Annotated in this window: 14 protein-coding genes; 2 read left to right on the top strand and 12 right to left on the bottom strand. The window is 73.2% G+C overall.

Annotated features, from left to right (window positions below; genetic code table 11):
* Positions 1-48 precede the first annotated feature (48 nt).
* Positions 49-1035: an L-lactate dehydrogenase gene (locus ACUXPL_RS07165; RefSeq protein ID WP_454182884.1), complete on the top strand. Its 987-nt coding sequence runs from the start codon at positions 49-51 to the stop codon at positions 1033-1035.
* 10 nt (positions 1036-1045) lie between these two features.
* Here the strand turns inward: ACUXPL_RS07165 and ACUXPL_RS07160 are convergent, their stop codons facing one another.
* The 4 genes from ACUXPL_RS07160 to ACUXPL_RS07145 form a co-directional block, all read right to left on the bottom strand.
* Entirely contained in the window at positions 1046-1447 is a 402-nt protein-coding gene (locus tag ACUXPL_RS07160) for a hypothetical protein (protein WP_192593779.1), read from the bottom strand.
* Positions 1448-1637: 190 nt separating this feature from the next.
* Positions 1638-2219 carry a hypothetical protein gene (locus ACUXPL_RS07155; protein WP_010079963.1) on the bottom strand — a complete coding sequence of 194 codons (582 nt, stop codon included), beginning with the start codon at positions 2217-2219 and terminating at the stop codon, positions 1638-1640.
* Between the two features lie 60 nt (positions 2220-2279).
* On the bottom strand, positions 2280-3692 hold the full coding sequence (locus ACUXPL_RS07150) for an MATE family efflux transporter (protein WP_454182882.1): 1413 nt from the start codon (positions 3690-3692) through the stop codon (positions 2280-2282).
* 1 nt (position 3693) lies between these two features.
* Positions 3694-4635, bottom strand: coding sequence for a CPBP family intramembrane glutamic endopeptidase (locus ACUXPL_RS07145; protein WP_454182880.1), 942 nt, complete (start codon positions 4633-4635; stop codon positions 3694-3696).
* Between the two features lie 148 nt (positions 4636-4783).
* Here ACUXPL_RS07145 and ACUXPL_RS07140 point away from each other — a divergent pair, with 148 nt between their 5' ends.
* On the top strand, positions 4784-5197 hold the full coding sequence (locus tag ACUXPL_RS07140) for a VOC family protein (protein WP_100058966.1): 414 nt from the start codon (positions 4784-4786) through the stop codon (positions 5195-5197).
* A gap of 10 nt (positions 5198-5207) precedes the next feature.
* Here the strand turns inward: ACUXPL_RS07140 and ACUXPL_RS07135 are convergent, their stop codons facing one another.
* From ACUXPL_RS07135 to ACUXPL_RS07100, 8 genes are all read right to left on the bottom strand, one after another.
* Complete coding sequence (locus tag ACUXPL_RS07135) at positions 5208-6725, bottom strand: SulP family inorganic anion transporter (RefSeq protein ID WP_454182878.1); 1518 nt, start codon at positions 6723-6725, stop codon at positions 5208-5210.
* Positions 6726-6771: 46 nt separating this feature from the next.
* Positions 6772-7866, bottom strand: a complete 1095-nt coding sequence (locus ACUXPL_RS07130; protein WP_454182876.1) for a permease — start codon at positions 7864-7866, stop codon at positions 6772-6774.
* Positions 7867-7882: 16 nt separating this feature from the next.
* Positions 7883-8581 carry an ABC transporter ATP-binding protein gene (locus ACUXPL_RS07125; RefSeq protein ID WP_454182874.1) on the bottom strand — a complete coding sequence of 233 codons (699 nt, stop codon included), beginning with the start codon at positions 8579-8581 and terminating at the stop codon, positions 7883-7885.
* Positions 8578-9633 (bottom strand): hypothetical protein, encoded by a 1056-nt coding sequence (locus ACUXPL_RS07120; RefSeq protein WP_454182872.1) that lies wholly within the window; start codon positions 9631-9633, stop codon positions 8578-8580. The genes ACUXPL_RS07125 and ACUXPL_RS07120 overlap by 4 nt, the downstream gene beginning before the upstream one ends.
* Complete coding sequence (locus ACUXPL_RS07115; protein WP_454182870.1) at positions 9630-10364, bottom strand: hypothetical protein; 735 nt, start codon at positions 10362-10364, stop codon at positions 9630-9632. The genes ACUXPL_RS07120 and ACUXPL_RS07115 overlap by 4 nt, the downstream gene beginning before the upstream one ends.
* Positions 10361-11077 (bottom strand): hypothetical protein, encoded by a 717-nt coding sequence (locus ACUXPL_RS07110; RefSeq protein WP_454182868.1) that lies wholly within the window; start codon positions 11075-11077, stop codon positions 10361-10363. The genes ACUXPL_RS07115 and ACUXPL_RS07110 overlap by 4 nt, the downstream gene beginning before the upstream one ends.
* A 163-nt stretch (positions 11078-11240) precedes the next feature.
* On the bottom strand, positions 11241-13283 hold the full coding sequence (locus tag ACUXPL_RS07105) for an ABC transporter ATP-binding protein (RefSeq protein WP_454182866.1): 2043 nt from the start codon (positions 13281-13283) through the stop codon (positions 11241-11243).
* Positions 13280-15037, bottom strand: a complete 1758-nt coding sequence (locus tag ACUXPL_RS07100) for an ABC transporter ATP-binding protein (protein WP_454182864.1) — start codon at positions 15035-15037, stop codon at positions 13280-13282. Before ACUXPL_RS07100 ends, ACUXPL_RS07105 begins: the two co-directional genes overlap by 4 nt.
* Positions 15038-15044 lie beyond the last annotated feature (7 nt).

The raw sequence follows: 15044 nt of genomic DNA, 5'->3' as shown, positions 1-15044 counted from the left end.
GCGGCCTCTGGTTCCTTCGGCCGGCCGGACACCCCTAGCCTGCGAGGCATGAGCGAGCACACCCCCGCCCACTCCCCCGCGTCCCTCGGACCCGCCCACCGCAAGGTCGGCGTCGTGGGGGCCGGTGGCGTCGGCACGGCGATCTGCTATGCGGCGCTGATCCGCGGCGTCGCCCGCGAGGTCGCCCTCTACGACATCGACGAGCCCAAGGTCCGCGCCGAGGTCCTCGACCTGGCCCACGGCACCCCGTTCACCTCGGCGTCGGCGATGACCGGCGGCGCGAACCCGGACGTCCTGGCCGGCTGCGAGGTCGTGGTGATCACGGCCGGTGCCAAGCAGAAGCCGGGGCAGACCCGCCTCGACCTCGGCGCGCACAACGTGGAGATCCTGCGCGGCCTGCTGCCCCAGGTGCAGGCGCACGCGCCGGACGCGCTGATCGTGCTCGTCACCAATCCCGTGGACGTCCTCACGCTGGTGGCCCAGCGCCTCACCGGTCTGCCTGCCGGCCGGGTGATCGGCTCGGGCACCCTCCTGGACACGTCCCGCCTGCGGTGGCTGCTGGCGTCGCGGGCGCAGGTCCACGCGTCGTCGGTGCACGCGGCCATCCTCGGCGAGCACGGGGACACGGAGTTTCCCGCGTGGAGCTCGGCGCGCATCGGCCCGACGCCCATCCTGGAGTGGCCGACGCCGGCCGACCCGCTGTTCACCCGCGCCGACCTGGACGAGGTGGCGGACACCGTGGTGCACGCCGCGTACGAGGTGATCCAGGGCAAGGGCGCCACCACCTACGCGGTCGGCGTGGCCACGACCCGCCTGCTCGAGGCGATCCTGCGCGACCAGCACGCCATTCTGCCGGTCTCCACCGTGCTCGACGGCGTCCACGGGCTCTCCGACGTCGCCCTGTCCATGCCGTCCGTGGTGGGGCGCGACGGCGTCACCCGCGTGATCCAGCCCGAGCTGGACGCCGCGGAGATGCGGGCGCTGCACGCCTCGGCGGACGCGCTGCGGCGGGAGGCACGCAGCCTCGGGTTCTGAGACGCCGGCCTCAGGCGCGCGGGGCGTCGCCTCCGGCGCCGCCCTGCTCGCGGCGCTCCCGGGCGGCCTGGGCGCGGCGGTCGGCGGCGGCCTTGCGGAACATCTCCTCGGAGGACCGGTTCACGCCGGAGCCCTGGGAGAGGTGGTCCGGGTTCTCGCGCGCGGCGAGCTGCAGCATGGCCACCACCACGAGCGAGGTCATGAAGAAGACGCCGAAGGCGATCAGCGCGATGTCGACGCGCAGCGGATTCTGCGTGCCGCCGGAGGCCGTGATGCCGGCGATCACCCCACCGATCAGGCCGAGCACGGCGGAGAAGACGAGCGGGCCCTTGACCGTGGTGCGCAGACCGCCGCGTGCCGGGCGGCCGGATCCGGCGCGATCGGCGGACGGGCGGGGGGACGGTGCGCTCACGGCGGGACTCCTGACGGCTGGGGGCGGCTGGGGCGACACGGCCCGCGCAGGCGCCCGGGGCTGAGGCCCTCGGGGCGCGGCGGACCGGAGCCAGTCTACGCGTCCGGCCGGCGGCTGGCCCCTCGGGGCTCCGGGGTCCTCCCCCGGCGAACGTCCGCGCCGCGGGTCAGGACGACGACGTCGGCCCGGTTCAGAGGCCCCTGGCCGTGCCGCGGTCCCGGCGCACCTCGTGGTGGAAGCCGAGCCCGGAGACCATCAGGAGCACCCCGATCAGGATCGCCCCGCCGCCGGCGATGCCGAGCAGGGCGTGCGGGCCGAAGCCCTGCAGGGCCGCCACGACCACGCCGCCCCCGGAGAGCAGGCCCACGAGACCGGTCCACAGCTGGTCCCGCGCGGGGATGAACTCGCGGCGGTGGCGGGCCCACGCCACGAGCTCGGCGACGCCGCCGAGCACGAGGGCGGCGCCGGCCGCCACGCCCACCGCGGCCGGGGACCCCAGGAACAGCAGCACGATCACGCCGAGCATCCACGCCGCCGCCGCCAGGGACAGCGGGGAGCGCATGGCCACGGGCACCGGGTCGCGGCGCAGGTACTCCCACATCGCCGAGCCGGAGAACGCCAGGTACAGCGCGAACATGACCTTCATCCACGTCAGGCCCGGCTCGGCCACGAACACGGTGGTCAGGCCGAACGCCAGCGCCACCACGGCGCGGATCAGGATCGGCTTGAACACCACGGACGAGATCTCGAGGGGGGTCTGCACGGTAGCCACCGCCCCAGTCTAGGAGCCGTGCGGCCGCGGCCCGGCCCGCGCGTCACCGCCCGGACGCGCTCACACGACGCCGAGCCGCATCCAGTCGTCGCGCCGGGCCCGCCAGCCGAGGGTGAGCGCCCGCATCCCCATGTAGACCCCCGCGAAGCCGAGCCAGAGCAGGCCCAGCTGCACACCGGAGTCGGGCACGGCGGCGTTCGGTCCGGGCCAGGCCGCGGTCCAGCCGAGCCCGCCCGTGGCGACCTGCGCGAGCACCCAGAGCGCCGGCGCGTAGACCACGAGGTTCACGAGGCCGGCGAGGGCGAGATAGCGGGCGTCGCCGGCGCCGATCAGCACGCCGTCCAGCACGAACACGTAGCCGGCCACCGGCTGCCCGGCGGCCAGCACCCACAGGCCCACGGTGGCGGCGGCCTGCACGGTCGGGTCCGTGGTGAACAGCCCCGGCAGCACCGGTGCCGCCAGGGCCAGCACGGCCCCGGTCACGACGCCGAAGCCCAGCCCCCAGCGCACCATCGTCCGGGTGAGGCGACGGGCGGCGTCCGGCCGGGCGGCCCCGAGCTCGGCGCCGATCAGGGCCTGCGCGGCGATCGCGAGGGCATCGAGGGCGAACGCCAGCGTGGAGAACAGCGTGAAGACGAGCTGGTGCGCGGCGAGGGTGAGGTCGCCCGCGCCGGCGGCGGCCATGACGGTGATGAGGATGGCCGCGCGCAGGCTCGCGGTGCGCAGCAGCAGCCACGAGCCCACCTGGGCCGTGGCCCGCATGCCCGACGCGCGGGGCGCCCACGCCGTGCCCGAGCGGCGGAAGCGCGGGGCCAGCACGAACAGGTACGTCACGAGCATCGCCCACTGCACCACGGACGTGCCGACGGCCGAGCCGGCCACGCCCCAGCCCAGCCCGTACACCAGGGCCACGTTCAGCCCGATGTTCGCGCCGAAGCCCACACCCGCCACCACGAGCGGCGTCACGGTGTCCTGGAGGCCGCGGAGCACCCCGGTGGCCGCGAGCACGGCCAGCAGGGCCGGCAGCCCCGGCATGGACCAGCGCAGGTAGGCGACGGCGTGGGCCTGCACCTCGCCCGTCGCACCGAGGGCCGCCGTCAGCGCGGGGGCCGCGAGCCAGCCGAGGACGGCCAGCACCGCGCCGAGCAGCAGGCCCAGCCAGATCCCGTCGCGGCCGCGGTCCATCGCGGCGGCCGGGTCCCCCGCCCCGATCAGCCGGGCCACCGCCGGGGTGGTGGCGTAGGCCAGGAAGATCATGAGGCCGGTGAGCGTGTGCAGGATGGTGGTGCCGATCCCGACGCCGGCCAGCTGGGCCGTGCCCAGGTGCCCGATGATCGCGGTGTCGGCCAGCAGGAACAGCGGCTCCGCGATGAGCGCGCCGAACGCGGGGACCGCGAGCGCGAGGATGCGCCGCGTGAGGGCGCGCGCGTCCTGCGGGGCGGGCGCCGCCGTCGAGCCGGAGGGTCCCGCCATGTCAGCCCAGCAGGGCCAGCAGCGGGGCCAGCGCCGTGGTCGGGGCCGTGGGCTCGGGCAGCGTGTCCGGCAGCAGGGGTGCCACGAGGTAGAGCATCGCGATGGCGATGCCGTTGTTCACCATGTGCAGCAGCACCGCGTACCCGAACGAGCGGCCCATCAGGATGTAGGACACCGTGATCGCCACCGCGAGGGTCAGGTACGGGACGGTCTCCACGAGCCGGAAGTCGCCGCCGGTGCCGAGGAAGTGCAGGAGCGTGAACGCGAGCACGGAGACCACGGCGCACACCCACACGTTGATCCAGCGGGAGAGCTTGCCGATCAGCAGGTGACGGAACAGGTACTCCTCCACGAGCGGGGCGGCCACCACGGTCATGAGGATCATGAGCACGGGCGGGGCCTGCGTGGTCATCTCCTCGAGCGCGGCCTGGTTGGCGCTGGTCTGCGCCTCCCCGATGAGGCTCAGCACGATCACGTTCACGACGATGCACGCCAGCCACGTGGCGGGCAGCAGCAGGAGCTTCCACCACGCGCCCGTGCGGAACACCCGCAGCGACGTCACGAGCGGGCGCCAGGCCACGGCCAGCACGAGCACCACGAGGATCGCGTAGCTGACGATGTTCACCGTGAACCCGTCGCGGACCAGGTCGAACGCCTCGAGGTCACCGGGGACCAGGCCGAGCGACACCGCCAGCCACAGCCCCAGCCCCAGCACCATGAGCGCCACGTAGACGAGCACCACGACGGCGTCGCCCCAGTGGAACCGGCCCGGGGTCCAGTCCGGCGCGGTGCGGGCCGCGGGCCGGCGGCCGGGCCAGCCGGCGGGGACGCCACCGGGGGCGCCGGGGTGCCCGTACGGGCTCGGGGCGACGGCGGCGCGGCGGTCGGACGGCGGCCAGCCGGCGGGCGGACCGGCCGGCGGGCCGGAGGGAGGAACGCTCATGGCGGCCACGCTACCAACGGGGGCGGACGCGCCAGGCCGCGGGCGCCGTCGTCGGAAGCCGCTCCGTGGCCCACGCCACGCCACGCCCGCGCGCCCGCGACACGCGCGCGGTGGCGGTGGGCCGAACGCCTCGTCTACGGTGCTCCCCATGGCCTTGTTCTCCCAGCCGGTGTTCATCAACCTCCCGACGACGGACACCGAGCGGATCCGTGAGTTCTGGACGACCCTGGGCGCCACCGCGATGGACGACTACTCGGACGAGCACTCGGTGTGCATCGAGCTCACCGAGTCGACGTACGCGATGTACCTCAGCCCCGGCTACTACACCGACTTCATCGGCAACCGTGAGATCGCCGACTGCCTCACCACCAACTCCGCCCTCATGGCGCTGAGCGTCGGCGACGCCGCGGCGGTGGACGCCCTGGCGGACCGGGCGGTCGAGCTCGGCGCCGCCGAGGTGCCCCTGCCCGTGGACCTGCGCGAGGAGATGGCCGACTCCGGCATGCACTCCCGCGAGATCGTCGACCCGGACGGCCACCAGTGGGAGTTCATCACCGCCTGAGCCCGCCGGCTCAGGTGCCGAGCCGCCCGGTGAGGCGCGCGTGCATCGCCGCGGAGGCCTCGTTCAGCCCCGTCACCTCGGCGTGGATCCCGTGCTGGGCGTACTTGGTCAGCACCGAGTCGAGCGCGGCCACAGTGGAGGCGTCCCACACGTGCGCGGCACCCATGTCGATCACGACGCACGGCGGATCGAGGGCGTACTCGAACTGCGAGTAGAGGTCGTTCGAGGACGCGAAGAACAGGGCGCCGTGCACGCGATACGTGACGGCGCCGCCGTCGTCGTGGACCTCGCGGGCCACCGTGACCAGACGCGAGACGCGCTGGGCGAAGAGCACCAGCGCAGTGAGCACACCCACGCCCACGCCGATCGCGAGGTTGTGGGTGAGCACCGTGGCCGCGACGGTCACGGCCATGACGGCGGTCTCCGAGCGCGGCATCGCGCGCAGGGTGGCGGGGCGCACCGAATGCCAGTCGAAGGTGGCGGCGGCCACGAACATCATCACGCCCACGAGCGCGGCCATGGGGATCTGCGCCACGAACCCCCCGAGGGCCACCACGAGGACCAACAGGAACACGCCCGCGAGGAAGGTGGAGATCCGGGTGCGGGCGCCGTTCGCCTTGACGTTCATCATGGTCTGCCCCACCACGGCGCAGCCGCCCATCCCGCCGAACAGCCCGGAGACCACGTTCGCGACCCCCTGTCCCCAGGATTCGCGCGTCTTGTCCGAGCGGGTGTCCGTGATGTCGTCCACCAGTTTCGCGGTGAGCAGGGACTCGAGCAGCCCCACGAACGCCATGCCGATGCTGAACGGCAGGATCAGCCGGAGCGTCTCCCACGTCAGGGGCACGTCCGGCAGGCCCAGCACGGGCAGCGCGTCCGGCAGCGCGCCCCGGTCCCCCACCCGCGGCACGGCCAGGCCGGCCGCCATCACCAGGGCGGTGACCACGACGACGGCCACCAGCGTGGCCGGGATCGCGGTGGTGAGCCGGGGCAGCAGCACCACGATCGCCAGCGCCAGGGCCGTGAGCGGGTACACGAGCCACGGGACGCCGATCAGCTCCGGCAGCTGCGAGGTGAACACGAGGATGGCCAGGGCGTTGACGAACCCCACCATCACGGAGCGCGGGACGAACCGCATCAGCCGCGCCACCCCCAGCACGCCGAGCAGGATCTGGATCACGCCGCCCAGGATGATCGCGGCGATCAGGTGCCCCACCCCGTGCTCGTGGGACAGCGGCGCCACCACGAGCGCCACCGCACCGGTGGCCGCGGAGATCATGGCGGGCCGGCCGCCGACGATCGCCGTCGTCACCGCCATCGTGAAGGACGCGAGCAGCCCGACGCGCGGGTCCACGCCCGCGATGATCGAGAACGCGATGGCCTCCGGGATCAGCGCGAGCGCCACCACGACGGCGGCCAGCACCTCGGTGCCCAGCCATCGCGGGGTGCGCAGGGTGCGCAGCACCGACTGCCGCTCGCGGGGCGTGGCGGGCGGCGTCGTCGTGGTGGTGGCGGCGGGGGCGGGCATGCCTCGAGGGTAGCGGCGGCCCCGGACGGGCTGACGCCGACGGGCGTCACGCGGTGCGCATCACCCGCACGGGGTCACGGAACGCCGCGAAGGCCGCCGGGAGCAGGCTCGCCACCACGGCGGTGAGCGCGGCCAGCACGGCCACCCCCGCCACGAAGTCCAGCCCCAGCGCACCGCCCTGGCCGGCGACGACGGCGTACCCGGCCCCGGCGCCCGCCGCGGCGCCCAGCACCGCGGGCACGGCGGTGCGGACCGCCACGAGCAGGACGAGGGCCGCGCGGCCGATGCCGAGCGTGCGGCGGCGGCCGAGGTCGCGGCGGCGGATCAGCACGTCCGCGAGCACCACGATCGCCACGAAGAACGCCCCGGCGCCGAGGATCAGCAGCAGCAGGGATCGGCCGAGCCCGGCCAGCTCGCCGGTGATCGCCTGGCTCCCGGCGGCCAGCGCCCGAGCGGTCTGCACCTGGGAGGAGCGCGGGTCGGGGTCGATCACGGCCAGGGCGGAGTCCTGCATGGCGCGAGTCCCGGCGGAGTCCGGGGCCAGGACGCGGACCTGCTGCAGGACGAAGGTGGCCGGGGCCGCGGGCACGGCGAGCGCGTACCCGTCGAGGTCCTCGAACGGCGTGCGCGCCTCGAACGCGCCCACCACGGCCCACTGGCGTCCGTCGGCGGCGTCGAGCGCTCCGGAGGGCTGGGCCAATCCCAGCTCGGCGAGCTTCGCCTCCGGCACCACCACCTCTCCGGGGCCAGGCAGGCGGCCGCGCGTGAGCTCGATGCCGCGGTCCAGGGTGCCGGCCACGTGGGCCACCGCCACGGGCGTCCCGCCCGCGCCGATCGCCGTGTTCACCGCGTCCACGGGGATGTCCCGGGCCAGGGCGGCCTCGGCGGCGTCGAGGCCCGCCAGCGTGGCCACGGTGGCGCCGGTGAGGAAGCCGGCGCCGCCCGAGTCGGTGACGGTGAGCACGCGCGCGGCGGGCCCGGAGAGCTCCGTGGCGACGGCGGCCTCCGTGGCCGCCTGGCGGCCCACGGTGGCGACGGCCGCGAAGCACATGGCGGCCACCACCAGCAGCACGAGCGTGGAGGGCACGGGCGAGGTGCGGGCGGCGGTGAGCGCCTCGCGCAGCAGGGTCCGCAGGGTCACGGGCGGGCCTCCGGGCTCACAGTCGCACCACCTCGTCCGCGCGGGCGACGACGGCCGGGTCGTGCGTGGCCACCACCACGGTGCGCCCCTCCCCCGCGGCCTCGGCCAGGGCGTCGAGCACGAGGGAGGCGTTGTCCGGGTCCAGGTTGCCCGTGGGCTCGTCGGCCAGCACGACCGCGGGGGTGTTCACGAGGGCGCGGCACACCGCCACGCGCTGCGCCTGCCCGCCGGAGATCTGTCCGGGCCGGTGCTCGGCCCGGTGCCCCAGGCCGAAGCGCTCCAACAGGGTCCGGGCCCGGCCTTCGAGCCCGCGGCGGGGCAGGCCGGCGTAGAGGCCGGGCTCCACCACGGAGTCGAGGATGGGCCGGGACGGGTCCAGCTCGGAGTCCTGGAACACGAACCCCACGGACGTGGCCCGCAGCCGCGCCCGGTCCCGGTCCGGGAGGGCGGAGGCGTCGACGTCGCCCAGGCGCACCACGCCCGCCGACGGCGTGAGCATGAGCCCCAGCACGTACAGCAGCGTGGACTTGCCACGCCCCGACGGTCCGGTCAGAGCCGTGACCGCGCCGGGGGCGAAGCGGTGGGTGAGGCCGTCGAACAGCTCCTCCGCGCCGCGGGTGTAGGCGAAGCGGAGGTCCGCCACCGACAGCTCCGGCGGCGTCGCGGCGGACGCGGGCGCCGTCGTCGTGCCGGTGGGGGCGGGCGCCGTGCTCACGGCGCGCCGTCCAGCACGCGCACGGTCTCCCCGGCGTCCACGCCGTCCACCACGGCCAGGCCGTCGGCGGAGCCGCGGACCGTGACGGCGCGCGCCTCCTCGAGGCCGTCCCGCACCACGGTGGCCACGACGCCGCCGCCGGGCTGGGAGCGCAGCGCGGACACGGGGACTACGGGCCCGGTGACGGGGGGCACCACGTTGACCCTCGAGAGCAGGGAGGTGGAGGCCTCGGCGGGCAGGGAGCCGCACGCGTCGGCGCAGACCACGCCGCCGTCCGGGGCGGTGAGGGGGATGCGGATCAACCCCTGGTCGTCCGCGGTGGACTCACCGGCCACGGCCTTCCACTCGTGTCCGCCGTGGGGCACGGTCACCGCGGTGCCGGGCGGGATCAGGGCCGCCTGGTCCTGGTTGACCTCGAGGACGAACGCGGGCTCGTCTCCGGGGCGGGCGACGATGGCCTCGCCGCCGGCGAGCGAGCTGCCGGCGGCCGTGGCCTTCGCATCCACGCTGAGCGCGGCCGGGAGGGCGTCCACCACCACGAGCTGGCCGAGCTCCACGGTGTCCGCGGACGGGTATCCCCGCTCGGTGAGCCAGTCGGTCCAGGCGTCGGCGGTGGCGTCGTCCCACGTGCCGGTGGCCGTGAGTTCGGCGCCGGTGGCGGCGAGCATGCGCTGGAACGCGGTGACGTCGCTGCCGACGACGTCCGGCCCGAGGGCCCGCCACTGGGGCAGCTCACCCTGGGCGGCGATGACCGGCTGCTGGGCGACGGCGTACAGCACGTCCCCGGCGGCCGCCTCGCCGGACTGCCCGGCTCGGGTGACGACGCCGGCCAACGCGTTCACGGCGGCGGGCGCCTGGTCGCGGGTCACGGAGACGCCGAGGGTTATGACACGGCCGAGCTCCTGTTCGGCGACGGTGATGAGCGCGTCCTCGGACGGGCGCTGCTCGGTGTGGGCCGGAGGGGTGAGGGTGACCCTGCCGGCCCAGAACGCGAGTGCGGCGACGACCAGAAGCGCGAGCACGGAGACGGCCCACCGGATGGGACGGCTCATCCGTCGAATCCGTAGAGGACGGCGTCGGAGGGCAGTTCGGGACAGGCGGCGACGACCTCGGCGTAGCGGGAGTCAGACAGGCCGATGAGGGAGTCCGTCACGGGCCACCACAAGTGCCGGTCCTGCGTGTGGAAGGCGGTCACGAAGGACTCCTTGGACGGCCGCGTGGAGGTGTCCACGGTGATGCCGTGGTCCTCGAGACACGGGATGGCGTACTGATCCCAGTAGTCATAGACCAGCCGCAACTGGGCCTCGGACCAGTCCTGCGAGATGCTGGGGTCGACGGGGAAGGTGAACGAACAGGTCCAGAAGGCCAGGTTCACGGCCTCCTGCTGCGACTCGGGAGGAGTGTCCCAGGAGAGTCCGCCCCGCACTTCGGAGTACGCGGCAGGGATCCCGCGCTCCGTCATGCACTGTGACACCCACCGCTCGTGCTCCTCCACCGAGGTGGCCCATCCTCGACGTGTGACGGGTGGGGGGTCGTCAAGACCGAGACCGTTCGCATGGCGCGCCCTGAGGTCCTGGTACCACCGCTCCCGTTCGGCCTCGTCGGTCACCCGCTGGTCGATCTTCTCGGTGGCGGTCCATATGGCGGGGTCCCACGTCCGTGCGGACGAGGCCGCCCCCGTCGACGGACGGTCGGCGCTGGAGGACACCTGGGCCCCGCACCCGGTGAGGGCCAGGGCGGCGGCCGCGATGAACGCGGCCGCCGAGCGAGCGGCGCGGTTCATCCCGTGACTCCGTAGAGGACGTCATTCGGGGGCAACTGCGGGCAGGTCTTCTCCACCCCGGCGAGCTGCTCCTCGGACACATGGCGATCCAGATGGTATTCCGGCCACCAACTGATCCTGTCGGGAGTGTTGAATGCCGCCGACCAGGCTTCCAGCGTGGGCCGCTCGGAGGTGTCCACGGTATAGCCGTGGGCCTTCATGCAGGGAATGTAGTACTGGTCCCAATAGGCGTAGACCACCTGCAGCTGCTCCGGGCTCCAGTCTTGTTGGATGCTCGGGTCCAGCGGATGCCGGGCATCGCACTCGTAGTTGGCCAAGGACCACGCACCCTGCTGCGCGGCGGGGATGTCCTGGTACTCGACTCCTCCGAGGGGCCCCACGGAGGTGTCCCACCCCTTCTCGTTCAGACATGTGCTCACGCGCGTATCCGCTTCCAGGGGTGAGGCGGCCCAGTCCCTTCGCTGCACGTGGGGAGGATCCGTGATGCCGAGTGTCCGGGCCCGCCGTTCGAGGGCCTCGTGATAGGCGGCTTCCTTCTCGGCCTCCGCTGTCAAGACCGGGCGGATCGCGACGGGCGGCGTCCACCGCGAAGGACTCCATTCTTCCGTCGCTGTCGCGCCGGTGGAATCAGCGACATCAGGTCCGACGGATCCGCCTTCAACTCCGCACGCGACGAGAACGAGAGAGATAGAGAGAAAAGAGATTCCGGTCACCAGGCCCCGGCCAGGGTTCGCGTGAGCTCCAGGTCCGCTCATGGCTCGACAGACTCAGGGACGGCTGTGGCGGTGGCTTCCAAGGGGGCTCTCCTGAGGGCGACGACCGATGGTGTGATAGGTCACAAGATACGCACTGGCTTGCACGGCTACAAGGTTCTTCTCAGCTGCCCGCGCTCCCGTCCGCCTGCTCCCCGCCCCGGAACTGGCTCATGTAGAGCCGGTGGTAGGCGCCCTTCGCCGCCAGCAGCCGCTCGTGCGAGCCCTGCTCCACGATGTCGCCGTGCTCCATCACGAGGATCACGTCCGCGTCCCGGATGGTGGAGAGCCGGTGCGCGATCACGAAGCTCGTCCGGTCCGAGCGCAACGCGGCCATCGCCTCCTGCACCAGCACCTCCGTGCGCGTGTCCACGGAGGAGGTGGCCTCGTCCAGGATCAGCAGCGACGGCTGGGCGAGGAACGCGCGGGCGATGGTGATGAGCTGCCGCTCGCCCGCGGAGATGTTCTCCGCGTCCTGCTCGATCACGGTGTCGTAGCCGTCCGGGAGGGTGTGCACGAAGCGGTCCACGTAGGTGGCCTTCGCCGCCTCGAGGACCTCCTCGTCCGTGGCGTCCAGCCGGCCGTAGCGGATGTTCTCCCGGATGGTGCCGCCGAACAGCACCGCGTCCTGCAGCACCATGCCGGTGGCCGCGCGCAGCTCCGCCCGCGGCACCGTGCTGATGTCCACCCCGTCCAGCAGGATCCGGCCGCCGTCCACCTCGTAGAACCGCATGACGAGGTTCACCAGGGTGGTCTTGCCGGCGCCCGTGGGGCCCACGATCGCGATGGTCTGCCCCGGCTCGGCCACCAGGTCGAGGTCCGTGATGAGCGGCTTCTCCGGGGTGTAGGAGAAGCGCACGTGCTCGAACTCCACGCGCCCTCGCACCGGCTGCGGGAGGTGGGCGACGTCGTCGGGCCCGGCGCCTCCCGTCTCCCGAACGAAGGCGTCGTCGGGAGCTCCCGTCTTCCGAACGACGGCGCCGTCCGGGGTCTCCTCTGGCTCGTCGAGCAGCTCGAAGATGCGCTCCGCCGAGGCCACGCCGGAGATCAGCATGTTGGCCATGCCCGCCACCTGGCCCAGCGGCTGGTTGAACTCCCGCGAGTACTGGATGAACGCGGTCACCGCGCCCAGGGTCATCTGCCCGTTCGCCACGCGCAGCCCGCCCACCACGGCGATCCCCACGTAGCCCAGCCAGTTCACCCACTGCATGATCGGCATGATCATCCCGGAGTAGAACTGCGCCTTGAACGAGGCCTCGTACATGGCCTCGTTGCGCTCGTCGAAGCGCTCCGCCATGTCCGCCTGCCGGCCGAACACCGTCACCAGCTCGTGGCCCGTGAAGGACTCCTCGATGTGCCCGTTGAGCCGGCCGGTCTCGCGCCACTGCGCCGTGAACAGCGCCTGCGACTTCTTGCCGATCACGCCCACCACCACGCCGGCCACCGGCAGCGCGATCAGCGCGATGAGCGCCAGCTGCCATGAGAGCCAGAACATCATGCCGATGATCCCGATGATCGTCAGCACCGAGTACACGAGCGTGGCGAACGCCTGCTGCATGGCCTGCTGCACGTTGTCCACGTCGTTGGTGGTGCGGGAGAGCAGGTCGCCGCGCTGGCGGGTGTCGAAGTAGCTCAGCGGCAGCCGGTTCAGCTTGGCCTCGATGTCCTCGCGCAGCCGGAACACGATCCGCATGACCAGGTCGTTCAACACGCGCCCCTGCAGCCACATGAACAGCTGCGCCACCACGTACATCCCCAGCACGATCAGGATCAGCCGCGCCAGCTCCGCGAAGTCGATTCCCGCGCCCGGGGTGAACGCCATGCCGGAGAGCATCTCCGCGGCCTGGGTCTCGCCCTGGGCGCGCAGCCCCTCGATCACCTGGTCCCGGCTCAGCCCGGCGGGCATCTCCCGGGAGACGAGCCCGCCGAAGATCACGTCCATCGCCCGGCCCAGCACGTGCGGCGCCCACACGTTGAGCACCACCGCGATCAGCACCATCACGGCGACGACGGCCAGCCCGGCGGGCTCGGGGCGGAACAGTCCCAGCAGGCGCTTGGCCGAGGGCCAGAACGCCTTCGCCTTGCGGCCGGGGCCCTCGCCCCACTCGTCCACGACGCCGGCCTCCTGCAGCTCGGCCAGCTCGGCGTCGGTCAGCTGATCGCTCATGCCAGCTCCTCCTCGCGGACCTGCGAGTCCACGATCTGACGGTAGGTCTCGTTCGACGCCAGCAGCTCGGCGTGGGTGCCGCGGCCGACCACGCGGCCCTCGTCCAGCACGATGATCTGGTCCGCCTCGGTGATGGTGGCCACGCGCTGGGCCACCACGATCCGCGTGGCGTCCCCGGCGCTCTCGTCCAGGGCCGCCCGCAGCCGCGCGTCCGTGGTCACGTCCAGCGCGGAGAACGAGTCGTCGAACAGCAGGATCCGGGGCCGCGCCACGAGGGCGCGCGCGATGGACAGGCGCTGCCGCTGCCCGCCGGAGACGTCCGTGCCGCCCTGCGCGAGGCGGGAGTCCAGGCCGGTGGCCGCACCCTCCCCCTCGCCGGTGGTCCGCTCCCGCACGAAGTCCGCGGCCTGCGCCGTCTCCAGCGCCGCCCAGATCTCCTCCTCCGTGGCGGCCGGGGCGCCGAAGCGCATGTTCTCCGCCACGGTCCCGGAGAACAGGTACGGCTTCTGCGGCACCAGCGCGACGGCGCGCGTCAGCTCCGCCCGGGACAGGTCGGTCACGGGCACCCCGTCGATGAGCACCTGCCCGCCGGTCGTGTCGTACAGCCGCGGGATGAGGTTGATGAGCGTGGACTTGCCGGAGCCGGTCGCGCCGATGATCGCCGTCGTCGTGCCGGGGGCCGCGGTGAAGCCGACCCCGTCCAGCACGGGCGCGTCCGCGCCGGGGTACGCGAAGCTCACGTCCCTCAGCTCGAGCTCGCCGCGGCGGTGCGCCGGCTCCACCGGGTGCACGGGATCGCCCAGTGTGGGGGCCGTCTCGATGACCTCCCAGATGCGGCCCGCGGAGACCACGGCGCGCGGGAGCATCATCATCATGAAGGTGCCCATCATCACGGCCGTGAGGATCTGCAGCAGGTACTGCATGAACGCGGTGAGCGCGCCGACCTCCACGAGCCCCGCGTCCACGCGCTGGCCGCCGAACCACAGCACGGCCGCGGTGGCCAGGTGCAGGATCATGGTGATGACCGGGCCCAGGAGCACGAAGAGCCGGCCGATCAGCACGGACGTGCGCGTCAGCGCGGCGTTGGCGTCCGAGAACCGCGCCGTCTCGTGCCGCTCGCGCACGAACGCCCTGACCACCCGGATGCCCATGACCTGCTCGCGCATGACCCCGTTGACGTCGTCGATGTTCTCCTGCATACGCTCGAACAGGGGAATGAGGCGGACCCCGATCCAGATCACGATGGCCAGCAGCACCGGCACGGACACCCACACGAGCCAGGACAGGCCCGGGTCCTCGCGGACTGCCATCAGGATGCCGCCGATCGCCATGATCGGCACCGCCACCATGAAGTTCAGGGCCATGAGGGTGAGCATCTGGACCTGGTTGACGTCGTTGGTGCCACGCGTGATCAGCGTGGGCGCGCCGAACCGGCCCAGCTCCTCCGCAGAGAATCCGTCCACGCGCGTGTAGACGGCGCGGCGCAGGTCGCGGCCGATGCCCATCGCCGTCCTCGCCCCGAACCACACCGCCGCGACGGCCGCGACCACCTGGACGAACGCCACCCCGAGCATGACCAGGCCGATGTCCCAGATGCGGGGCGTGTCCCCCACCGCCACGCCCTCGTCGATGATGCGGGCGTTGAGGCTGGGCAGGTAGAGCGTCGCCAGCGTGCTGACCAGCTGCAGCACGACGACGGCCGCGATGGCGCCCAGGTACGGGCGGCCATGGCGGCAGAGCAGGGTCCAGAGCATGCGGGGT

It is taken from the genome of Micrococcus sp. 140720015-1, assembly GCF_053627595.1.
Note: the sequence above shows the minus strand (reverse complement) of the source record. Positions and strands in the feature narration are given on the sequence as shown.